Origin of the sequence: Streptomyces sp. NPDC017202, assembly GCF_044331705.1 — a bacterium.
Taxonomy (GTDB): Bacteria; Actinomycetota; Actinomycetes; order Streptomycetales; family Streptomycetaceae; genus Streptomyces.
This window is the reverse complement of sequence record NZ_JBIRNP010000003.1, coordinates 351,154-372,814: the sequence shown is the minus strand read 5'-3', so window position 1 is coordinate 372,814 and position 21,661 is coordinate 351,154. Positions and strand designations below refer to the sequence as shown.

Sequence of the window (21,661 nt, the reverse complement as noted above, 5' to 3'; positions counted from 1 at the left end):
GGGTGTCTCAGATGTTGCGGAAGCGGTTGATGGCGTCGATGTGCCGGGCGCGCTTCTCCTCGTCGCGCACGCCCAGGCCCTCCTCGGGGGCCAGGCACAGCACGCCGACCTTGCCCTGGTGGAGGTTGCGGTGCACGTCGTAGGCGGCCTGGCCGGTCTCCTCCAGGGAGTAGACCTTCGACAGGGTGGGGTGGATCCTGCCCTTGGCGATGAGGCGGTTGGCCTCCCAGGCCTCGCGGTAGTTCGCGAAGTGCGAGCCGATGATCCGCTTCAGCGACATCCACAGGTAGCGGTTGTCGTACTCGTGCATGTAGCCCGAGGTCGAGGCGCAGGTGGTGATGGTGCCGCCCTTGCGGGTGACGTAGACGCTCGCGCCGAAGGTCTCGCGGCCGGGGTGCTCGAAGACGATGTCGATGTCCTCGCCGCCGGTCAGTTCGCGGATGCGCTTGCCGAAGCGCTTCCACTCCTTGGGGTCCTGGGTGTGCTCGTCCTTCCAGAACCGGTAGTCCTCGGCGTTGCGGTCGATGATCGCCTCGGCGCCCATGGCCCGGCAGATGTCCGCCTTCTGGGGGCTGCTCACCACACAGATCGGGTTGGCGCCGCCGGCCAGCGCGAACTGCGTGGCGTAGGAGCCGAGTCCGCCGCTGGCGCCCCAGATCAGGACGTTGTCGCCCTGCTTCATGCCGGCGCCGTTGCGGGAGACGAGCTGCCGGTAGGCGGTGGAGTTGACCAGGCCCGGGGCGGCGGCCTCCTCCCAGCTGAGGTGGTCCGGCTTGGGCATCAGCTGGTTGGACTTGACCAGCGCGATCTCGGCGAGGCCGCCGAAGTTGGTCTCGAAGCCCCAGATGCGCTGCTCGGGGTCGAGCATCGTGTCGTTGTGGCCGTCGCTGGACTCCAGCTCGACCGACAGGCAGTGCGCGACGACCTCGTCACCGGGCTTCCAGGCGTTCACGCCCGGACCGGTGCGCAGCACGACGCCCGCGAGGTCGGAGCCGATGATGTGGTACGGCAGGTCGTGGCGCTTGGCGAGGTCGTTGGTGCGGCCGTAGCGCTCCAGGAACCCGAAGGTCGACAGCGGCTCGAAGATCGAGGTCCACACCGAGTTGTAGTTGACGGAGGAGGCCATGACGGCCACCAGAGCCTCGCCCGGGCCCAGTTCGGGCAGCGGCACGTCGTCGAGGTGGATCGACTTGCGCGGGTCCTTGTCACGGGTCGCGAGGCCCGCGAACATCTCCGTCTCGTCCTTGTGCACGGTGATCGCGCGGTACGACTCGGGGAGCGGCAGAGCGGCGAAGTCGTCCGGCGTCGAGTCCGGCGACTGGATCGCGTCCAGGATGTCCTTCACGGTCACGGTGTTGCCTCCGGCGGTGAGCGCCCTGAGGGAGGGGCGCCGATGGTTACGTCGGTGCTGCTGAGGGTGGGTGGGGGTGTGCCGTCGGTTCGGCGGGTGGTGCTGTGCGGCGGCGCTTTGTGGCGCGGGAGGTTGCCTGTGACGCAGGCGTCCGGGCGCGCGAGCCGGGGTCCCCCCGGCCGGTGGGGCGCTGGGGGAGGGCTTGCGGGGACAGCCGACGTACGAAAGGTCTCTGCACGCCGGCCGCCCGGACTCCTTCAACGTATGACACCGCGTGTCACCCCGCAAGGCACTGAGTGCCAGAACTTCGCCTCAGATGAAATCTTTACGTGACAAATGAGCGATGATCGATCGAACGGGCTCGGAAATCCGCGGGAAAAGGTGCTCTGACATGCCAAAACGGCCACCCGGTGGGGTGGCCGTCGTCACAGCGCCATGGGCTCGTGAGGGGTGGTTCAGCGCTCCTTGAGCGCCTGCTCGATGGTCCGCATGACCTCGTGCAGCGGGGCGTCGGTGCGGGCGACCGTCACCAGGACCTCGCCCTGCTCGGAGACCGCCGCGGCGGCCGGACGCGCCCCGGCGGTGCTGCGTCCGGCGCCGATGCCGGTGCCGAACGTCTTCCGCACGATCCCGAAGGCGTGGTCGAGCTGGGCCTCGACGTCGCCCTGGCCGCCGGCCCGCAGCCAGCGCCGCAGGACGTGGTTGTGGGCGGTGACCACCGCGGAGGCGGCGACCTCGGCCAGCAGCGGGTCGTCGTTGGCGTCGTCGTCGTGGGCGTGCTCGTCGAAGTGGCCCAGCAGGTAACGGGTGAACAAGCGCTCGTAGCGCGCCACCGACGCGATCTCCGCCTCGCGCAGGGTGGGCACCTCGCGGGTGAGCTTGTAGCGGGCGACCGAGATCTCCGGCCGGGCCGCGTACATCCTCATCACTTCCTTGATGCCGCGGCACACCGTGTCGAGCGGGTGCTCGTGCGCGGGAGCCGCGTTCAGCACCGCCTCGGCGCGGATCAGGGTGTCGTCGTGATCGGGGAAGATCGCCTCTTCCTTGGAGCGGAAGTGGCGGAAGAAGGTGCGGCGGGCGACCCCGGCCGCGGCCGCGATCTCGTCGACGGTGGTGGCCTCGTACCCCTTGGTCGCGAACAGCTCCATCGCGGCAGCCGCCAGTTCGCGGCGCATCTTGAGCCGCTGGGCCGCCGCGCGGGAGCCGGCGGCACTCTCCGGCGCGTCGGGCGTGGCTGGTGTACGTGAGGACTTGGCGGGCTGGGGCATGCCCTGAACGTACTGCATGTGCGCAGCTCGGCGCGCGTGTCCGGCCCCTCCCCCGCCCCGCGCGGGCGGGGGAGGGGCCGCCGGTCCGAGCAGCCCGCCCCAGTCCTCACCGGCCCTGAACCGGTCGCCGGCGCCGTCAGCGGCGGGCATGTTCGCGGAAGCCACGGCCCGTCTTGCGGCCGAGGCAGCCCGCGGCCACCAGGTGCTCCAGGAGCGGCGCCGGGGCCAGCCCCGGGTCGCGGAACTCGCGGTGCAGGACCTTCTCGATCGCCAGCGAGACGTCCAGTCCGACGACGTCCAGCAGCTCGAAGGGGCCCATCGGGTAGCCGCCGCCCAGCTTCATCGCCGCGTCGATGTCGTCGAGCGACGCGTAGTGCTCCTGCACCATCTTGATCGCGTTGTTGAGGTACGGGAACAGCAGGGCGTTGACGATGAAGCCCGCCCGGTCGCCGCAGTCCACGGCGTGCTTCCTGATCCTGGCGCAGACCTCGTGGACCGTCGCGTGGACGTCCTCGGCCGTCAGCACCGTGCGGACGACCTCGACCAGCTTCATCGCGGGCGCCGGGTTGAAGAAGTGCATGCCGATCACGTCCTGCGGACGCGAGGTGGCGCGGGCCAGCGCGACGACCGGCAGCGAGGAGGTGGTCGTGGCCAGCACCGCGCCCGGCTTGCACACCTTGTCCAGTGCCGCGAACAGCTGCCGCTTGACGTCCAGGTCCTCGGCGACCGCCTCGACGGCCAGGTCGACGTCGGCGAAGGCGTCGTAGGAGCCGGCCGGGGTGATCCGCTCCAGCGTCTGCGCGGCGGCCTCGGCGGTGAGCCGGCCCTTGTCCACGGAACGCGCGAGGGACTTGCCGATCCGGGCCTTCGCCGTCTGCGCCTTCTCCTCGCTGCGGGCGGCCAGGACGACGTCGTGGCCCGCCTTCGCGAACACCTCGGCGATGCCGGAGGCCATCGTGCCCGAGCCGGCCACACCGACGGCGCGCACCGGACGGCCGGGGGTGCCGGACGCGCCGGCGACGGGCGTCAGGGCGTCGGGCACGACCGTCGCGCTGCCGGGGGCGTCGTAGGTGTAGAAGCCGCGGCCCGACTTGCGGCCGGTCAGGCCCGCCTCGCCGAGCTGCTTGAGGATCGGCGCGGGGGCGTGCAGCCGGTCGTGGGACTCGGCGTACATGGCCTCCAGGACCGTCCGCGCGGTGTCGACGCCGATCAGGTCGAGCAGGGCGAGCGGGCCCATCGGCAGACCGCAGCCGAGCCGCATCGCGGCGTCGATGTCCTCGCGGGAGGCGTACTTCGCCTCGTACATCGCGGCGGCCTGGTTGAGGTAGCCGAACAGCAGCCCGTCCGCGACGAAACCGGGGCGGTCCCCGACCGCCACCGGCTCCTTGCCCAGGTCGAGGGCGAGGTCGGTGACCGCGGCGACGGCGGCGGGAGCGGTCAGCACCGAGGAGACGACCTCGACCAGCTTCATCGCCGGCGCCGGGTTGAAGAAGTGCAGGCCGAGCACCCGCTCGGGGCGCGCCGAGTCGGCGGCGAGCCGGGTGACGGACAGCGCGTTGGTGCCGGTCGCCAGGATCGCCTCGGGGCGCACGATCCCGTCCAGCTCCCGGAAGATCTGCTGCTTGATCTCGTACGACTCCGGCGCCACCTCGATCACCAGGTCGGCGTCGGCCGCCGCCGCGAGGTCGGTGGAGGTGCGGACCCGGGCGAGGACGTCGGTGCGCTCCTGGCCGGTGAGCCGGCCGCGCTCCACGGCACGGGCGGTGGCGGCCTCCAGGGCGGCGAGCGACCGCGCGGCCTGGGCCTCGCTGACGTCGATGCCGATCACGGTGCGGCCGGCCTTGGCCAGGACCTCGGCGATGCCGGTGCCCATGGTGCCGAGACCGACGACGGCGATCGTCCGCAGGTCGGAGAGGGGGGCGGGGGACAGGGGAGTGGCCATGGCGGGACTCCAGGAATGAGGGTGACGACTGGAAGCGGCCCCGGGTGCGTCCGGCGGTCCCGAAGAACGGTCCGGACGCACCGGGGGTGCGTGAAGAGGAGTGCTCGGTGCGGGTGTTGCCGGGCTGCGAGCGCACACGCCCGGGGCCGTCACGGCGGACGTGCACACGTCCGGGGAACGGTGATGACCGACCGGCCCTGTCCCGTGGCCGGGTCGTGCGAAGCGGTACCTGAAGTACCGAACCGACTCCGCCGCGGCGGCTGCGTCACCAGGCCGTCACGAACGGGGGTGCGAGTGGGTAACTCGCTCGTATGAGCTTAACCGGTGGGTAACGAGCGCGCCAGCCCCCGTGTTTGTGATGTGCGTCCCGGCGCCGACGCCACCGCTCTAGGCTCGGCTCCATGGACGAAGAGTTGCGATCGCTCACGGAGCGCTTACGGCAGGAGTCGGGAGGGAGCGCCGCCTTCGAGGAGTTGGCGGCGACCTGGGACCGCGACGCGCTCGCGGAGGTGCTCACCGCCGCCGGACAGCCCCTGTGGGCGAGGGAGCTGGCCGCGTTCCGCCTCGGACTGGCCGGGGACCGGCGCGCCTTCGAGGCCCTCGTCCTCTTCCTGAACCACCGCGACCCGCCCCGCTGTGCCTCCGCCGCTCACGCCCTGGCCCGCCTGGGCGACCCGCGCACCGCCCGGGCGGCGGCCGCCCTCGCGACCAACGAACTGCGCGTCGCCTACGCCCTGCACCCCGTCCGGCTCCTGGTGGAACTGCGCGCACCCGAGGCGGTGCCCGCGCTGATCACCACGCTGCGGCGGCGGCTGCGCCCGCACGACCCGTACCGGCGGGTCGCCCTCGCGTGCGTGGACGGCCTCGGCGACCTGGGCGACGCCCGCGCCCGCCCCGTCCTCGACGACGCCCTCGCCCACCCTCTCCTCGCCGAGGCCGCGGTGCGCGCGCTGGCGCGCATCCCCCGGCAGCGGTGAGCGGAAGGGCGGGTCGGGACGGGGCACCGGGCCGGAGCGTCGCGTCGGCCGGGCGCCGGGGCCTCAGCCGCGGGCTCGCGGAGGCGGTCCGGTGGCTCACCGGGCCGACAGGACGGGAGGGAACCGCTGGGACTGCCGGGCTGCCGGGCCCTGGTTTTGCCTGGCCGTGGCCGCCGGTCCCGTGAGATGGCGGCTCACCGGGCTGGGCGGGGCAGGTGGGGGTCGGCGGGACTGCCGGGACCGGGCTGCGGTGCCGCATGCTTACCACGCCGTGGGCCACCGGTCTGCCGGACCGTGGGCCGTGGCCGCCGGTCCCGTGAGATGGCGGCTCACCGGGCTGGGCGGGGCAGATGGGGGTCGGCGGGACTGCCGGGACCGGGCTGCGGTGCCGCATGCTTACCACGCCGTGGGCCACCGGTCTGCCGGACCGTGGGCCGATGGGATTCGCCGGGCCCCGGGCCGGTCGGAGTGCCGGCCACTGGGCGCCGGGTTGCCGGGCTGCGGGGCAGTGCCGTAGACCGGCCGTCAGCCGTCAGCCGTCAGCCGTCAGCCGTCAGCCGTCAGCCGTCAGCCGTCAGCCGTCAGCCGTCAGCCGTCGGGTGTCAGCCGTCAGCCGTCGGGTGTCAGGCGATCCGGTCGCGGGCGCCAGGGCAGCCAGGCCGTCAGGCCGTCAGGCCGTCAGGCCGTCAGGCCGTCAAGGACCGGGTGTAACGGACCTCCGGTACCCGCGCGCCTGCCACCTCGAAGGGTTCCTCCGCGCCGTCCGCGCGAAAGCCCGCACGTTCGTAGAAGCGGCGGGCCGGGGTGTTGTCCCTGAGGACCCACAGGTGCATGCGGCGGTGGCCGGCGGCCGTGCTCCGCCGTACCGACTCGGCCAGGAGCGCCCCTCCGATGCCGCCGCCGACGCGCGCCGGGTCGACGTAGATCGCGTACAACTCGGCCTCCTCGGTGCGCACTTCGCCCTCGCGGTAGGCGCCGTGCGCGGCCCAGCCCACCACCTCGCCGGCCCGCTCCGCGACCAGGTTCACCACACTGCCGTCGCCGCGCGTGAACCAGCCGCGGCGCCGCTCGGCGTCCTCGGTCACGCTGAGGGCGTCGAGGTGGGACTGCGGCATCAGGCCCCGGTAGGCGCTCTGCCAGCCGCGGACGCGGATCTCCGAGACGCGGTCGCAGTCGCCGAGGGTCATCTCGCGCACCCGGAGGGCCGTCATGCGCCGACCACCGCGAACGCCTCGATCTCCATCAGGAACTCCGGCCGGACCAGCGCGGCCACCTGCACGGCCGAGGCGGCCGGCAGCCGGTCGTCGGCCATGTGTGCGGCGCGGGCCTCGCGGATCGCCGGCATGTGCGCCATGTCGGTGACGAAGTAGGTGAGTTTGACGACGTCGTCGAAGGTCGCCCCGGCGGCGGCCAGGCAGCGCCGCAGGTTCTCGAAGACCTGACGGGCCTGGGCCCGCGGATCGCCCTCGCCGACCGTCCGGCCCCGCTCGTCCAGGGGCAGCTGGCCCGAGACGGCCACGAAACGGCCCGTGCCCAGCACGACGTGCGTGTACTGGGCGGAGGCGGCGACGCCGTCGGGAGCGGGAATCCTGGTCAGCTCACTCATGCGTCCATGGTGGACCACGGGTGTGACAACGCCCCCGACGGGGTCGCGGCCGACGGTGCGTCAGCCGCGGAAGCCGAGCAGCCCGTGCAGCGTCGTACCGTGCGCCGTCCCCGAGCCGACCTTCGCGCTCAGCGGCTCCGGGTCGGGCAGCGCCTCGCACACCGCGTCGGCCCGGCCGGTCCCGCGCGGCACCGTGCCGTCGCTCAGATAGGCCGCCAGGTGCTTGTCCAGGCAGGTGTTCCCGCTCAGCGTGATGCCGTGGTTGCCGCCGCCCTCCTCGACGACGAGGCTGGATCCGCCGAGCAGGGCGTGCATCATCGCGCCGCCCTCGTAGGGGGTGGCCGCGTCGTCCGTCGCCTGGAACAGCAGCGCCGGCGACAGCCGGCCGTTCGCGACGTCCACCGGTCCCCGCGAGGGGGTCGGCCAGAACGCGCACGGCGCGTTGTACCAGGCGTTGCTCCAGGTCATGAACGGCGCCTTCCGGTGGGCCGACCAGTTGTCGGAGCGCCATTCGTCCCAGTCGCGCGGCCAGTGGGCGTCGCGGCACTGCACCGCCGTGTAGACGCTGTAGCCGTTGCCCCCGGCGGCGTCGACCGCGCCGAAGTTCTCGTACGTCTCGATCAGCGGATCGGCGTCGCGGTCGTTGACGTACGCGGCGAACGCGTCGGCCAGGTACGGCCAGTAGCCGTTGTAGTAACCGCCCGGCATGAAGGTGTCCTCCAGCTCGGCGGCCCCCACCTTGCCTCCCGCCGGTTCCCCCGCCAGGGCGGCCCGCATGGCGTACCACTTCGCCTCGACGCGGTCCGGGTCGGTGCCGAGCCGGTAGGTGGCGTCGTGCCGCGCGATCCACGCCATCAGGGCACGGTGGCGGTCGTCGAAGGCCTGGTCCTGCGTGAGGTTGTTGTCGTACCAGACGCCGGTGGGGTCGACGATCGAGTCGAGGACCAGGCGCCGCACCCGCTGCGGGTACAGCTTGGCGTAGACCGCGCCGAGGTAGGTGCCGTACGAGTAACCGAAGTAGTTCAGTTGCGGCGCGCCGACGGCCCGGCGGATCGCGTCCATGTCCCGGACCGCGCTCAGGGTGTCCATGTACGGCAGCACGCGCGCGTACTTCTTCCCGCAGTCCTCGGCGAAGGCCTTCACCCGCGCGAGGTTGGCGCGCTCGATCTCACCGGTGGACGGGACGGAGTCCGGGCGCACCGGGGCGAAGTGGCCCGGCCGGCAGTTCAGGGCCGGCGTGCTCCGGCCCACCCCGCGCGGGTCGAAGCCGATGACGTCGTACTGCGCGGCCACCTCCTTCGGCAGCGACGACGCGACGAATCCGGCGAGCGTCAGTCCGCTGCCGCCGGGCCCGCCCGGGTTGACGAGCAGCGGCCCCTGGTACGTCCCGGCGGTGTGCGGCACCCGGGACAGCGCGAGCGTGATCCGCTCCCCGCCCGGGTCGGCGTGGTCGAGCGGCACCTCCAGGGACGCGCACTGCAGCGTCGGGTGGTCGGTGGTGCCGCACTTCTCCCAGACGGGTCCGGCCGCCGGCGCGGCCCGTGCGGCGGGCGACGGGATCGCGTCGGCGGGCACGGCGGTCAACGCCCCGGCCACGACGGCGGCGGCACCGCACAGCGCTGCTGCGCGTTTCCTCATGGGGTCCTCCCAGGACGGAGGTCGACGGACCGCGTGGATCACGGTCCTCGGCGCATCGTCCCGGAATCGGCGCCCGGAAGAACCTGTTCCGCCGATACTTGACCCGATTGGTCCGCCGGTTCCCCACGAACGCGCTCGGAGCGGGCCGAGCCGGTTCGGTCCGGCCGCGGCGGGCTCCGCCACCGGCTCGGGCGGCCGGTCGTGGCGGGCCGCCGCGGCGGGTTCCGCGGCGGGGTTCTCCCAGCCCGTGAGGCCTCCTCGGCAGCACTGGACTCGCGAGAGAACACTTGTCCCCATGATCGTGCGAGGGTGCTTTCCGACCGGCCCGCGACCGCTTCCGCAACCCCGATTTGGGCGGCCGGGGACCGGGGTGGTTGGCTTGCCCCGATCCGAGGAACCACCGAGCAACAAGGACCTGGAGGAACCCCATGGCGCAGGTCGAGGCCACCACCGAGCGGGTCGTCGCGGCGGCCCCGGACACGGTGTTCGACGCGATCGCCGACTACAGCGGCACGCGCGCGAAGCTGCTGCCGGAGCAGTTCAGCGAGTACGAGGTGCGCGAGGGCGGCGACGGAGAGGGCACCCTCGTCCACTGGAAGCTCCAGGCCACCAGCAAGCGCGTCCGCGACTGTCTCCTGGAGGTCACCGAGCCCACCGACGGCGAACTGGTCGAGAAGGACCGCAACTCCTCCATGGTCACCGTCTGGCGGGTCACCCCGGCAGGGGAGGGCAGGTCCCGCGTCGTCGTGACCACCACCTGGACCGGCGCCGGCGGCATCGGCGGCTTCTTCGAGAGGACCTTCGCCCCCAAGGGCCTCGGCCGGATCTACGACGCGATCCTCGGCAACCTCGCCACCGAGGTCGAGAAGTAGCCCGCCCTCGACGGGCGGCTCACCGCAGGTCAAGAGCCCGACGACTCCTGACCGTCGCTCCACCTCACCGGTTCGAGTGGTTCTCCCTCCGGACCGGGTCGACGCCGTGACTCGTCGCACTTGCTCGGAGTTGTCGCTTCACGCGGGACTTGTGCGGCAGGTGCGACGAGGGGAGCGGTAGGTGGGTGGGACCACTCTGGTGCAGGAAGACCTGCACGACGGAGCGCGGAGCGCACCGGCGACGGCGCCTCCGCCGCCCGCCGCGCCCGAGGCCGCTCGGCATGCCGGGCCGAGCCCCCGCCGGGTGCGGCTGGTCTTCTTCGCGCTCATGCTCGCGCTGCTCCTCGCGGCGCTGGAGCAGATGATCGTCGCCACCGCGCTGCCGAAGATCGTCGGCGAACTGCACGGCCTGGACAAGATGTCCTGGGCGATCACCGCCTACCTGCTCACCGCCACCGTCGGACTGCCGGTCTACGGCAAGCTCGGCGACCTCCTCGGCCGCAAGGGCGTCTTCCAGTTCGCCATCGTCGTCTTCGTCGTCGGCTCCGCGCTGGCCGGACGGGCGCGGACCATGGACCAGCTGATCGCCTTCCGCGCCGTGCAGGGCGTCGGCGCCGGCGGGCTCATGATCGGCGTACAGGCGATCATCGCGGACATCGTGCCGCCCCGGCGGCGCGCCCGCTTCATGGGCCTCATCGGCGCCGCCTTCGGCCTCGCCTCCGTCGCGGGACCGCTGCTCGGCGGCTACTTCACCGACCACCTGTCCTGGCGCTGGTGCTTCTACATCAACGTCCCCTTCGGCGTGCTCACCCTCGCCGTCGTCGCCGTCGTCCTCAAGCTGCCCAAGCCGCGCACCAGGCCCCGCTTCGACGTGCTCGGCACCCTGCTGCTCGCCGCCGCCTCCACCTGCCTGGTCCTGCTGACCAGTTGGGGCGGCACCGAGCACGCCTGGGACTCGCGCCTCATCCTGTCCCTCGGCGCGGGCGCCGCCCTGGCCACCGTCCTCTTCCTGGTCGCCGAGCGCTTCGCCGCCGAACCCCTCATCCCGCTGCGGCTGTTCCGCGACTCCGTCTTCACCCTGACCAGCCTCGTGGGGCTGGTGACCGGCGTCGCCCTCTTCGGCGCCGCCAGCTATCTGCCGACCTTCCTCCAGATGGTCGACGGCGCCTCCGCCACCGAGTCCGGACTGCTCATGCTGCCCATGATGGGCGGCATCGTCGTCACCTCGGTCGTCTCCGGACAGCTCATCACCCACACCGGCCGCTACCGGGTGTACCCCGTCCTCGGTAGCGCCCTCGCCGTGGTCGGCATGTGGCTGCTGTCCCGGCTCGAGGCCGACACGCCCCGGCTGCACTACAGCCTCTGGATGGCGGTCCTCGGCGCCGGCATCGGGCTGGTGATGCCCGTCCTCGTCCTCGCCGTGCAGAACTCCGTGCGCCCCGCCGACCTCGGCACCGCCACCAGCGCCCACAACTACTTCCGCCAGATCGGCGGCAGCGTCGGCGCCGCCGTCTTCGGCACCCTCTTCGCGAACCGGCTCACCGACTCCCTGCGCGAGCGTCTCCCCGGCGGCGCGGACGCCGGTGCCGGCCTCCCCGACCCCGAGTCGATCACCCCGCAGCTCGTCCACACCCTGCCCCCGGCGCTGCGCGACGCCTACATCGACGCGTACGCCGACGCCATGCCGAGGATCTTCCTGTACCTGGTACCGGTGCTCGCCCTCGGCCTCGTGCTCGCCTTCTTCCTCAAGGAGAAACCGCTGGTGTCCCACCACGCCACCGAAACGGAACCCGCGTCCGTGACCGCCACCGTCCCGCAGGCCCGCGCCGCGTACACCGCGGGCATCCCCGTCTGCGGCACGGTGCAGCACCCCGACGGAACCGCCGTGCCGCGCGCCGCGCTCACCCTCATCGACGTGGCCGGGCAGCAGATCGGGCGCGGCGCCAGCGGCGAGGACGGACGGTACGCGCTGGCCACGCCCGGCTCCGGGTCGTACGTCCTGATCGCCGCCGCCGGCGGGCACCAGCCGCAGGCGGTCTCCGTGACCGTCGGCGAGCGCCCCGTCGAGCTGGACGTCGTCCTCGGCGGTGCCGGACGCCTCGCCGGGGCCGTCGTCACCGCCGACGGCACGCCCGTGCGGGACGCCGCCGTCACCCTCACCAACGTCCACGGCGAGGTCGTCGCCAGTACCCGCAGCGGGCGCGAGGGCGGGTACGTCATCACCGAGCTGGTGGCCGGCGAGTACACCCTCGCCGCCAGCGCCCCCGCCTTCCGCCCCGCCGCGCTGCCGGTCACCGTGCAGGCCTCGCGGGAGACCCGCCAGGACGTCGAACTCGCCGGCGGCGCCGTGCTGCGCGGCACGGTCCGGGCGACCGGCGGGCGGCCCGTCGAGGACGCGCGCGTGACGCTCCTGGACGCCGCGGGCAACGTGGTGGACACCCTCACCACGGGCCCGGACGGCACCTTCCGCTTCGTCGACCTGTCCTCCGGCGAGTACACCGTCATCGCCGCGGGTTACCCGCCGGTCGCCACCGTGCTGCAGGTGGCCGGCGGCGGCCGCACGGAGCGTGATCTGCAACTGGGCCACGAGGACTGAGAGAACCCCGGGGAAGCCCGTTACCCAGCACTTCCCCGGTGAAACCAATTCCAGAATTGCCGCACATCCCGTACGGCGCGCGCCGTACGGTGGGGACTGCGGGGGAGATCATGTGCAGCTCTGGGGAGAGAGGGTCTGGGCCATGGACCGTGGCACCGAGAGGGACATACCTCCCAGCCGCGGAGCGGAGAGCGGTGCGCCACCCGAGGCCGCGGACGCCGGACGCATTCCGCTCGCCGTGGTCGTCGTCGACCGGGCCGGCCTCGTCTCGCACTGGAGCAGCGGCGCCCGCCGGCTGTTCGGCGTCCCCAGGGAAGAGGCGATCGGCGAGCCCGCCATCGACCTGCTGCCCGTCTCGGGCGCCCTCCCCGACATCGACGACCACCCGCCGTACGACGACCACCCGCCGTACGACGACCACCCGCCGTACGACGACCACCTGCCGTGCCACGACCACGCACCCTACGGCGACCTCGGACCCGGCCCGGGCGACTCCCTGGACCGCGGGCCGGGTTACCCGTCCGCCGGGCGGGCCCGGCTGACCGTGCCCGAGCGCGGCGGGACGGAGCCCCGGCCCGCGGGGTGGGAGAGGAACCGCGTCGACGTGCTGTGGTGGGCGTACCCCCTGGTCGGCCCGGGCAGTGAGCGGCTGCTGGTGCTGGCCGCCGACGCCGAGGGCCTGCACCGGCCCGACCGGGACGACGGCCCGCGCGTCGAGCGCATCGCGCCCGGCTTCGCCCTGCACACCGATTTCCCCGGCGCCGAGGACCTCGCCCGCAGGCTCCCCGAGATCCTGCCCAGCATGAGCGTCGACGACAGCGCCCGCATCGTCTCCCAGGTCCTCGAACTGGGCTATCCCATCCTGGAGTTCAGCCAGAACGACCGGGTGCCCGTCACCCCCGACTGGGGGGTCGCGCGGCGCGTCGAGCGCAGGGTCCGCCGCGAGCGGGCCGCCCGCGCCGCGGCCGCCGGCCGGCCCGCGCCCGAGGACCCCGACGACGAGGGCGAGGACCTCGAGCACGCCGCCGTCCGCGAGCGCCTGGAGTTCCTCAACGAGGTCAGCGGGAGGATCGGCACCTCCCTCGACCTGTCCCGCACCATAGGCGAGGTCAGCAGGGCCGTCGTACCGCGCTTCACCGACGTCGCCTGCACCTATCTGCGCGAACAGGTGCTCGCCGGCGAGGAGTTCCCCGACGGCGTGCCGGACACCACGACCATGTGGCACCGGGTCGCCCTGGAGCACACCGACGAACCCGGCCGCTGGGACGACGTCGTGCCCGTCGGCGAGGCCATGCCCTTTCCGGAGCACACCCCGTTCTTCCAGTGCATGACCAGCGGCGAACCCGTCCTCGTCCCGCGCATCGGCGAGCAGCTGGGCCACGCCGTCGCCTCGCAGTTCGACAAGCGGGACCTCCGACCCCTGATCACGGGCCGATCGATGCTCGTCGTCCCGCTGAAGGCACGCGACGTCGTCCTCGGCTTCATGGTCCTGCTGCGCCACCCCGAGCGCGTCGAGTTCGACGACATGGACCGGGTCACCGGCGCCGAACTCGCCGCCCGCGCGGGCCTGGTGCTGGACAACGCGCGCATGTACACGTATCAGGAGAGCGTCGCCGACACCCTCCAGGACAGCATGCTGCCGCACATACCGCCGCGGATGGCGGGCTGCGACATCGCCACCCGCTATCTGCCCGGCACCCTGCTGGGGCGGGTCGGCGGCGACTGGTTCGACTCCGTGAAACTGCCCGGCGCCCGCACCGCGCTCGTCGTCGGCGACGTGATGGGCCACGGTCTCCACTCCGCCGCCAGGATGGGCCAGTTGCGCACGGCCGTGCAGACCATGGCGGCGCTCGACCTGCCGCCCGCGCAACTCCTGCGCAACCTCGACGACCTCGCCCGGCGCCTCGGCGACACCTACCTCGCCACCTGCCTGTACGCCGTCTACGACCCGATCGCGGGCGAACTGCACCTCGCCAACGCGGGCCACGTCCCGCCCGTGCTGGTGCGCGCCGACGACGGCCGCGGCGAACTGCTCGACCTGCCCACCGGCGCCCCCGTCGGCGTCGGCGGAGTGCCCTTCGAGGAGGTACGCGTGCGCGTGGCGCCCGGCGACCGGCTCGTGATGTGCACCGACGGACTCGTCGAGACGCGCGGCGAGGACATCGGCGTGGGCCTGGCGGCCCTGTGCGAGTCCGCCGCCCACCCGGCCGCCTCCATGGACGACGCCTGCGACACCATCGTCCGCGCCCTCGCCGCGACGTTCTCGAAGGCCGGCCGGGGCAGCCGCAAGGACGACGTGGCCCTCCTGATGGCCCGTCTCCGCGGCATCGAACCCGGCGACGTCGCCGAATGGACCCTTGCCCTCGACCCCGCCCAGGCCGGCCGGGCCCGCGCCGCGGTCCGTGAACAGCTCCACGACTGGCGGCTCGCGCGGTTGGCCGACCCGGCCGAGCTGATGGTCGGCGAGGTGGTGACCAACGCCCTGCGGCACGCGCACGGACGGCCGCTCACCCTGCGGTTGGTGCGCGGCGAGACGCTGCTGTGCGAGGTGGACGACGACGACCACGAGCTGCCGACCCTGCTGAGCGCGGGGCCCGACGACGAGTCCGGGCGCGGGCTGCGGGTGGTGAGCGCGCTGGCCCGGGAATGGGGCGCCAGCCGGACCGCCGCGGGCAAGTCGGTCTGGTTCGAACTGACCCTCCCCGGACGCTGACCGGCCTCCCACGGCCGAGGGGGCGCACGGCGCGGCGTACGCCGCCCGCGCGAAGCGTGCGGGAGCGCGTACGGAGCCGGTCCGCGCCACCGGCGGGCGACACACCGTACGGGCCCGCCGCCGGGCAGGGCGTCCCGGCGTCGGCCGCCGCGGCCGCCGTGCGCCTGTCCCGCCGGGCAGGCCCTCCGCCGGCCGTCCGGAGGACCGTTAAGCTCAGGGGGTTTCCCGAAAGAGGACGGACGCGGGCATGAAAATCCTGATCAGCGCCGACATGGAGGGCGCCACCGGCGTCACCTGGCCGGCCGACGTGCTGCCGGGGACGCCGCAGTGGGAGCGGTGCCGGGCGCTGTTCACCTCCGACGTCAACGCGGCCGTCCTCGGGTTCTTCGACGGCGGCGCCGACGAGGTCCTGATCAACGAGGCGCACTGGACGATGCGCAACCTGCTCCTGGAGCGGCTCGACGAGCGGGCGCAGATGCTCACCGGGCGGCACAAGTCGCTGTCGATGGTGGAGGGCGTCCAGCACGGCGACGTCGACGGGATCGCGTTCGTCGGCTACCACGCCGGAGCCGGCGCGGAGGGCGTCCTCGCCCACACCTACCTCGCCAACTCCATCACCGGGGTGTGGCTGAACGACGTGCGGGCCAGCGAGGGGCTGCTCAACGCGCGGGTCGTCGCCGAGTACGGGGTGCCGGTCGTGCTGGTCACCGGTGACGACGTGGCCTGCGAGGACGCGCTCGGGTACGCGCCCGAGGCGCTGAAGGTCGCCGTCAAGGACCACGTGTCGCGGTACGCGGCGGTGTGCCGGACCCCGGCCAGGACCGCCGCGGACATCCGGGCCGCGGCGAAGGAGGCCGCCGGGCTCGCGGTCCGCGGGGAGCCGGTGGACGCGGGACCGTTCACCGTCGCGGTCGAGTTCGACGCCGAGCACCTGGCGATGGCCGCGACCGTGGTGCCGGGCGTGGCGCGGACCGCGGAGCGCAGGGTCGCCTACACCAGCGGCACCATGTACGAGGGCATTCGCACGTTCAAGGCGGTCACGACGGTCGTCTCGGCCGCGGTGGAGGAGCAGTATGGCTGACGGGCAGGCGAGGGACGAGGTCGTGCGGTTCACCTCGGACCTCATCCGGATCGACACGACCAACCGGGGCGGCGGGGACTGCCGGGAGCGGCCTGCCGCCGAGTACGCGGCCGAACAGCTCGCCGCGGCGGGCCTGGAGCCGACGCTCCTCGAACGCACGCCGGGCCGCACCAACGTGGTCGCCCGCATCGAGGGCACCGACCCGTCGGCGGACGCCCTGCTCGTCCACGGGCACCTGGACGTGGTGCCGGCCGAGCCCGCGGACTGGCGCGTGCACCCCTTCTCCGGGGAGGTGCGCGACGGCGTCGTGTGGGGGCGCGGGGCCGTCGACATGAAGAACATGGACGCGATGATCCTCGCCGTCGTCCGGTCCTGGGCCCGCGAGGGCGTCCGGCCCCGGCGCGATGTCGTCGTCGCCTTCACGGCGGACGAGGAGGCCAGCGCCGAGGACGGTTCCGGGTTCCTCGCGGACCGCCACCCCCACCTCTTCGAAGGCTGCACGGAGGGCATCAGCGAGTCGGGCGCGTTCACCTTCCACGACGGCACCGGACGCGAGATCTACCCCATCGCGGCCGGGGAACGCGGCACCGGCTGGCTGAAGCTGACCGCGCGCGGACGCGCGGGACACGGCTCCAAGGTCAACCGGGAGAACGCGGTGACCCGGCTGGCCGCAGCGATCACCCGCATCGGCGAGCACGAGTGGCCGCTGCGGCTCACCCCCACGGTGACCGCCGCGCTCACCGAGATCGCCGCCCTCTACGGCATCGAGGCCGACCTGGACGACGTGGACGCTCTGCTGGAGAAGCTCGGCCCGGCGGCCAAACTGGTCGAGGCGACCGTCCGCAACAGCGCCAACCCGACCATGCTGGAAGCCGGTTACAAGGTCAACGTGATTCCGGGGGAGGCGGTGGCGTACGTCGACGGGCGGTATCTCGCCGGCTGCGAGGACGAGTTCCGCGCCACCCTCGACACGCTGACCGGCCCCGACGTGAACTGGGAGTTCGCGCACCGCGAGGTCGCCCTCCAGGCGCCGGTGGACTCGCCGACGTACGCCAGGATGCGGGCGGCCGTCGAGGAGTTCGCGCCGCAGGGCCACGTGGTGCCGTACTGCATGTCCGGCGGCACGGACGCCAAGCAGTTCTCGCGGCTCGGGATCACCGGCTACGGCTTCGCCCCGCTGAAGCTGCCGGAGGGCCTCGACTACCAGGCCCTCTTCCACGGCGTCGACGAACGGGTCCCCGTCGAGGCGCTGCACTTCGGCGTCGACGTCCTCGACCGTTTCCTGCGCACGGCCTAGAGGAGCGAGACGTGCAGAACCTGCCGTACGGCGCCTGGCCCTCCCCCCTCGACGCGCGTCTCGCCGCCGCGCACGACGGGCGTCCCGAGTACGTCGGTTTCGTCGGCGACGAGGTGTGGTGGACGGCCCCCCGGCCCGCCGAGGGCGGCCGGCGCACGCTGGTGCGACGGCGGGCCGACGGTACCGAGGAGTCGGTCCTGCCCGCGCCGTGGAACGTGCGCAGCAGGGTCCTCGAGTACGGCGGACAGCCCTGGGCGGGCCGGGTGCTGGGCGGCCGGACCCTGGTGGTGTTCGTGCACTTCGCCGACCAGCGCCTGTACGCCTGCGAGCCCGGCGGCGAGCCCCGTCCGCTGACCCCGGTGTCGGAGGTGGGCGGCGGACTGCGCTGGGCGGAACCGCAGTTCCCGCCCGGGCGTGACGAAGTGTGGTGCGTGCTGGAGGAGTTCACCGGCGACGGACCCACCGACGTGCGCCGGGTCCTGGCCGCCGTGCCGCTGGACGGCTCGGCGGCCGCGGACCGCGGTGCCGTGCGCGAACTCACCGACGCGCGGCGGCGGTTCGTCACCGGAGCCCGGCTGTCGCCCGACGGCCGACGGGCCGCCTGGCTGGCCTGGGACCATCCGCGGATGCCGTGGGACGGCACGGAGGTCCTGGTCGCCGAGGTCGGCGCCGACGGGACGTTCGGGGAACCCCGCGTGGTGGCCGGCGGTCCCGAGGAGTCGATCGCGCAGGTCGACTGGTCGACGGACGGCTGTCTGCTGTACGCGAGCGACCGTACGGGCTGGTGGAACCTGTACCGGGACCACCGGCCCGTGTGCCCGCGCGAGGAGGAGTTCGGCGGCGCGCTCTGGAAGCTCGGCCACCGCTGGTTCGCCCCGCTGGCGGACGGCCTCGTCGCCGTCGTGCACGGCCGCGGGGCCACCGCGCTCGGCGTCCTCGACCCCGAGACCGGTGAGGTCGTCGACGTCGCCGGGCCCTGGACCGAGTTCGCCTCCACCCTCGCCGTGCACGGGGAGCGGGTCGTCGCCGTCGGCGCCGGCCCGCGCAGCGCCCACGAGGTCGTCGAACTGGACGTGCGTACCGGCCGCGCCCGGGTGATCGGCGCCGGGCACGAGGACGCCGTGGACCCCGCGTACTACCCCGAACCCCGGATCCGCACCTTCACCGGCCCCGACGGCCGCGAGATCCACGCCCACGTCCACCCGCCGCGCAACCCCGACTGCGCCGCCCCCGGCGCCGAACCGCCGCCCTACGTGATCTGGGCGCACGGCGGGCCCACCGACCGCTCCCCGCTCGTACTGGACCTGGAGATCGCCTACTTCACCTCCCGCGGCATCGGCGTCGCCGAGGTCGACTACGGCGGGTCGACCGGGTACGGGCGCGCGTACCGGGACCGGCTGCGCGGGCAGTGGGGGGTCGTCGACGTCGAGGACTGCGCCGCCGTCGCCCTCGCCCTCGCCGACGAGGGCACCGCCGACCGCGGCCGGCTGGCGATCCGCGGCGGCAGCGCGGGCGGCTGGACCGCCGCCGCGTCCCTGGCCGGCACCGACGTCTACGCCTGCGGCACGATCAGCTACCCCGTCCTCGACCTCACGGCCTGGGCGACGGGGGAGACCCACGACTTCGAGTCGCGCTACCTCGACACCCTGGTCGGCCCCCTCGACGAGGTGCCCGCCCGCTACGCGGAACGCTCGCCCGTCGAGCACGCCGACCGCATCGGCGTACCGTTCCTGCTGCTCCAGGGCCTCGACGACGTGATCTGCCCGCCGGCCCAGGCCGAGCGGCTCCTCGCCCGCATCGCGGGACGCGGAGTGCCGCACGCCTACCTCGCCTTCGAGGGCGAGGGGCACGGCTTCCGGCGGGCCGAGACGGTGGTGCGCGCCCTGGAGGCCGAACTGTCCCTGTACGCACAGGTGTTCGGGCTGAACACGCCCGGCGTCCCCACTCTGGAGCTGGTCAGGTGAAGGAACTCGTACGGCCGCCCCGGCTCGCCCCCGGCGCCCGGGTGGCGGTCGTCGCGCCCAGCGGACCCGTCGCCGAGGAACGGCTCCAGGCCGGCCTCGACCTGCTGCGCGGCTGGGACCTCGACCCGTTCGCCGCACCCCACGTCCTCGACGTGCACGGCGCGTTGCCCCACCTGGCCGGCACCGACGCCGACCGGGCCGCCGACCTCCAGCGCGCCTGGTGCGACCCGTCCGTCGACGCGGTGATCTGCGCGCGCGGCGGGTACGGCGCCCAGCGCATGGTGGACCTGCTCGACTGGGAGGCCATGCGGGCCGCCGGGCCGAAGGTGTTCCTCGGCTTCAGCGACAGCACCACCCTGCAGGAGGCGTTCGCCGTCCGCCTCGGCCTGGTCACGCTGTACGGCCCCGTCGCCGCCGGCGTCGACTTCGTGAAGAACTCCCGCGCCCAGGAGCATCTCAGGGCCACCCTGTTCGCCCCGGAGGCCGTCCGCACCCTCACCTCCACCGGCACCGCCCTCGCTCCCGGCCGGGCCCGCGGCGTCACCCTCGGCGGCTGCCTCACCCTCCTCGCCACCGGGTACGGCACCCCGCACACCCGCTCCGGCGCCCGCGGCGGACTGCTGCTCCTGGAGGACGTCGGGGAACGGCCGTACCGCGTCGACCGGACGCTCACCCACCTCCTGCGCACCGGCTGGCTCGACGGCGTCGCCGGGATCGCGCTGGGCTCCTGGGCGCAGTGCGGCCCCTACGAGGAACTGCGGCCCGTGCTGGCCGACCGGCTCGGCGGGCTCGGCGTGCCGGTCGTCGAGGAACTCGGCTTCGGCCACTGCGACGGCGCCCTGACGGTGCCCTTCGGGGTCGCCGCCGAACTCGACGCGGACGCCGGCACGCTCACCCTCGCCACGCCCGCCCTGAGCTGACCACTTCCGCCGGGCCCGTCAGCCGTCGGGCCCGTCAGCCGCCCGGCCCGTCAGCCGCCCGGCCCGTCACCCGTCGGGCCCGGCACCGGCAGGCCACCACCGGCCGGAGCGAGCATCCGGGACGGGCGGCCGGGGCGTCACCCGGGGGCAGTCCTCCGCCGCGCGGGAGGGTGCCGGCGGGCCCACCCTGGTCGTATGAGTCCGGAGACCTCCGAGAGCGGCGGGAAGACCAGCGGGCCGGGGGGCGCGCCGACGCCCACCCGGATCACCGTCCTGGCGCTCGCCCTCCTCGCCCTGATCTTCATCTTCGAGAACACCGGCGCCATCCGGATCAGGCTGCTGGTCCCCGAGGTGACGGTGACGGTGCCGCTGTGGACGGCGATGCCCGCCACCGGGGTCGTCGGCGCGCTGTGCGGCGCGTACGCCGTCAGACGGCGCGACCGACCACGCCGTACGCTGGCCCGATGCCGCACACCACATCCCGCCACCTCGCCGAGGGCTCCCGCGTGGGCATACGCCACTTCTCCCACGCCGACGCGGACGAGTTCACGGCCCGGGTCCGGGAGAGCAGGGACCTGCACCGTCCGTGGCTGTTCCCGCCGGCCACCGCCGAGGCGTACCGGGCCTACGCGGGACGGCTCATCGAGGACCCGACGAAGGCCGGGTTCCTCGTGTGCACCCTGGACGACGGGGCCGTCGCCGGGTTCATCAACATCAACAACATCGTCGGCGGCGGCTTCCAGTGCGGCGCGCTCGGCTACGGCGCCTTCGCGCACGCCGCCGGGCGCGGACTGATGCGCGAGGGGCTCGACCTCGTGGTGGCCCACGCCTTCGGGCCGATGCGGCTGCACCGGCTGGAGATCAACGTGCAGCCCGGCAACGCCGCCTCGATCGCCCTCGCGCGGGCCTGCGGGTTCCGGCTGGAGGGCTTCTCCCCGAAGATGATCCACATCGACGGGGACTGGCGCGACCACGAGCGGTGGGCGCTCACCGCCGAGATGCGCTCCCCGCGTTCCCCGGATGCCCCGCGTTCCCCGCGGTCCCCCGGGACCGCCCGCCCTTCCGGTTGATCTTCATCGTGTCCAGGTCCGTGACCGTCGACTTCAGGCCCGTGAAGCCGTAGCCCAGCTCCCGCAGCGTCGTCTCGGCGCGCTCCTCGGCGAGCGCGCCCGCCATCTCCTCGCCGTCCGCCGCGTCCGAGACCACCACGTACCGCAGCGAGAAGTGCTTCAGCGGCGACGGCTCGTACGTCAGCGATCCCTCCTCGGTGAACCGCATGCTCGTCAGGCCGTGCTCGGCGGCCTCGGAGAGCAGCCGGGCACGCGCAGCCTCCGTCAGACCGTCCCAGGTGCCCCGGACGATGACCCGGTAGGTGTGCCGCTCGGCCGTCTGCTCGCTCACCGCGTCCGCTCCTTCGTGTCCCGCATGTCCCGCGT

16 protein-coding genes are annotated in these 21,661 nt (G+C 73.6%); 9 read left to right on the top strand and 7 right to left on the bottom strand.

What is annotated here, in order from left to right:
• Positions 1–7 precede the first annotated feature (7 nt).
• The 3 genes from ccrA to ACH4N1_RS09175 all read right to left on the bottom strand — a co-directional run bounded on the left by ccrA (position 8) and on the right by ACH4N1_RS09175 (position 4,561).
• Positions 8–1,351, bottom strand: coding sequence for a crotonyl-CoA carboxylase/reductase (gene ccrA, locus ACH4N1_RS09185; protein WP_398095699.1), 1,344 nt, complete (start codon positions 1,349–1,351; stop codon positions 8–10).
• Between the two features lie 455 nt (positions 1,352–1,806).
• A complete protein-coding gene (locus ACH4N1_RS09180; protein ID WP_398095697.1) occupies positions 1,807–2,619 on the bottom strand; it encodes a TetR family transcriptional regulator in 813 nt (270 codons plus the stop codon).
• Between the two features lie 136 nt (positions 2,620–2,755).
• The gene (locus ACH4N1_RS09175) at positions 2,756–4,561 is read right to left on the bottom strand and encodes a 3-hydroxyacyl-CoA dehydrogenase family protein (RefSeq protein WP_398095696.1); all 1,806 of its coding nucleotides are present in this window, start codon (positions 4,559–4,561) and stop codon (positions 2,756–2,758) included.
• Positions 4,562–4,962: 401 nt separating this feature from the next.
• On the opposite strand from ACH4N1_RS09175, the gene ACH4N1_RS09170 reads away from it, so the two are divergent.
• Positions 4,963–5,538 carry an adenylosuccinate lyase gene (locus ACH4N1_RS09170; protein WP_398095694.1) on the top strand — a complete coding sequence of 192 codons (576 nt, stop codon included), beginning with the start codon at positions 4,963–4,965 and terminating at the stop codon, positions 5,536–5,538.
• A gap of 686 nt (positions 5,539–6,224) precedes the next feature.
• Here ACH4N1_RS09170 and ACH4N1_RS09165 read toward each other — a convergent pair.
• Genes ACH4N1_RS09165 through ACH4N1_RS09155 form a run of 3 tightly spaced genes read right to left on the bottom strand, consistent with a single transcriptional unit; the run spans position 6,225 to position 8,782 of the window.
• The gene (locus ACH4N1_RS09165; protein WP_398095692.1) at positions 6,225–6,749 is read right to left on the bottom strand and encodes a GNAT family N-acetyltransferase; all 525 of its coding nucleotides are present in this window, start codon (positions 6,747–6,749) and stop codon (positions 6,225–6,227) included.
• Positions 6,746–7,144 (bottom strand): RidA family protein, encoded by a 399-nt coding sequence (locus ACH4N1_RS09160; RefSeq protein WP_398095690.1) that lies wholly within the window; start codon positions 7,142–7,144, stop codon positions 6,746–6,748. The genes ACH4N1_RS09165 and ACH4N1_RS09160 overlap by 4 nt, the downstream gene beginning before the upstream one ends.
• 60 nt (positions 7,145–7,204) lie before the next feature.
• Positions 7,205–8,782, bottom strand: coding sequence for an alpha/beta hydrolase (locus tag ACH4N1_RS09155; protein ID WP_398095689.1), 1,578 nt, complete (start codon positions 8,780–8,782; stop codon positions 7,205–7,207).
• Between the two features lie 428 nt (positions 8,783–9,210).
• Here ACH4N1_RS09155 and ACH4N1_RS09150 point away from each other — a divergent pair, with 428 nt between their 5' ends.
• The 8 genes from ACH4N1_RS09150 to ACH4N1_RS09115 all read left to right on the top strand — a co-directional run bounded on the left by ACH4N1_RS09150 (position 9,211) and on the right by ACH4N1_RS09115 (position 21,295).
• On the top strand, positions 9,211–9,654 hold the full coding sequence (locus ACH4N1_RS09150) for an SRPBCC family protein (RefSeq protein WP_398095687.1): 444 nt from the start codon (positions 9,211–9,213) through the stop codon (positions 9,652–9,654).
• Between the two features lie 181 nt (positions 9,655–9,835).
• Positions 9,836–12,250, top strand: a complete 2,415-nt coding sequence (locus ACH4N1_RS09145; protein ID WP_398095686.1) for an MFS transporter — start codon at positions 9,836–9,838, stop codon at positions 12,248–12,250.
• 142 nt (positions 12,251–12,392) lie between these two features.
• Positions 12,393–14,963, top strand: a complete 2,571-nt coding sequence (locus ACH4N1_RS09140) for a SpoIIE family protein phosphatase (protein WP_398095685.1) — start codon at positions 12,393–12,395, stop codon at positions 14,961–14,963.
• Between the two features lie 247 nt (positions 14,964–15,210).
• On the top strand, positions 15,211–16,044 hold the full coding sequence (locus ACH4N1_RS09135; RefSeq protein WP_398095684.1) for a M55 family metallopeptidase: 834 nt from the start codon (positions 15,211–15,213) through the stop codon (positions 16,042–16,044).
• Positions 16,037–17,341, top strand: coding sequence for a M20/M25/M40 family metallo-hydrolase (locus ACH4N1_RS09130; RefSeq protein WP_398095682.1), 1,305 nt, complete (start codon positions 16,037–16,039; stop codon positions 17,339–17,341). The genes ACH4N1_RS09135 and ACH4N1_RS09130 overlap by 8 nt, the downstream gene beginning before the upstream one ends.
• An 11-nt stretch (positions 17,342–17,352) precedes the next feature.
• Positions 17,353–19,305, top strand: coding sequence for a prolyl oligopeptidase family serine peptidase (locus tag ACH4N1_RS09125; protein WP_398095681.1), 1,953 nt, complete (start codon positions 17,353–17,355; stop codon positions 19,303–19,305).
• The gene (locus ACH4N1_RS09120) at positions 19,302–20,225 is read left to right on the top strand and encodes an LD-carboxypeptidase (RefSeq protein ID WP_398095680.1); all 924 of its coding nucleotides are present in this window, start codon (positions 19,302–19,304) and stop codon (positions 20,223–20,225) included. The genes ACH4N1_RS09125 and ACH4N1_RS09120 overlap by 4 nt, the downstream gene beginning before the upstream one ends.
• A 464-nt stretch (positions 20,226–20,689) precedes the next feature.
• Positions 20,690–21,295 (top strand): GNAT family N-acetyltransferase, encoded by a 606-nt coding sequence (locus ACH4N1_RS09115; RefSeq protein ID WP_398095679.1) that lies wholly within the window; start codon positions 20,690–20,692, stop codon positions 21,293–21,295.
• On the opposite strand, the gene ACH4N1_RS09110 is transcribed toward ACH4N1_RS09115, so the two are convergent.
• Positions 21,213–21,626: a DUF6204 family protein gene (locus tag ACH4N1_RS09110; protein WP_398095678.1), complete on the bottom strand. Its 414-nt coding sequence runs from the start codon at positions 21,624–21,626 to the stop codon at positions 21,213–21,215. The two genes, ACH4N1_RS09115 and ACH4N1_RS09110, sit on opposite strands and share 83 nt — an antisense overlap.
• Between the last annotated feature and the right edge of the window lie 35 nt (positions 21,627–21,661).

What these genes read in the sequence shown, in the direction of transcription:
- ACH4N1_RS09180 (WP_398095697.1), bottom strand. Translation starts at nt 2,619, where the DNA reads ATGCCCCAGCCCGCCAAGTCCTCACGTACACCAGCCACGCCCGACGCG.
- ACH4N1_RS09175 (WP_398095696.1), bottom strand. Translation starts at nt 4,561, where the DNA reads ATGGCCACTCCCCTGTCCCCCGCCCCCCTCTCCGACCTGCGGACGATC.
- ACH4N1_RS09170 (WP_398095694.1), top strand. Translation starts at nt 4,963, where the DNA reads ATGGACGAAGAGTTGCGATCGCTCACGGAGCGCTTACGGCAGGAGTCG.
- ACH4N1_RS09165 (WP_398095692.1), bottom strand. Translation starts at nt 6,749, where the DNA reads ATGACGGCCCTCCGGGTGCGCGAGATGACCCTCGGCGACTGCGACCGC.
- ACH4N1_RS09160 (WP_398095690.1), bottom strand. Translation starts at nt 7,144, where the DNA reads ATGAGTGAGCTGACCAGGATTCCCGCTCCCGACGGCGTCGCCGCCTCC.
- ACH4N1_RS09155 (WP_398095689.1), bottom strand. Translation starts at nt 8,782, where the DNA reads ATGAGGAAACGCGCAGCAGCGCTGTGCGGTGCCGCCGCCGTCGTGGCC.
- ACH4N1_RS09150 (WP_398095687.1), top strand. Translation starts at nt 9,211, where the DNA reads ATGGCGCAGGTCGAGGCCACCACCGAGCGGGTCGTCGCGGCGGCCCCG.
- ACH4N1_RS09140 (WP_398095685.1), top strand. Translation starts at nt 12,393, where the DNA reads ATGGACCGTGGCACCGAGAGGGACATACCTCCCAGCCGCGGAGCGGAG.
- ACH4N1_RS09135 (WP_398095684.1), top strand. Translation starts at nt 15,211, where the DNA reads ATGAAAATCCTGATCAGCGCCGACATGGAGGGCGCCACCGGCGTCACC.
- ACH4N1_RS09130 (WP_398095682.1), top strand. Translation starts at nt 16,037, where the DNA reads ATGGCTGACGGGCAGGCGAGGGACGAGGTCGTGCGGTTCACCTCGGAC.
- ACH4N1_RS09115 (WP_398095679.1), top strand. Translation starts at nt 20,690, where the DNA reads ATGCCGCACACCACATCCCGCCACCTCGCCGAGGGCTCCCGCGTGGGC.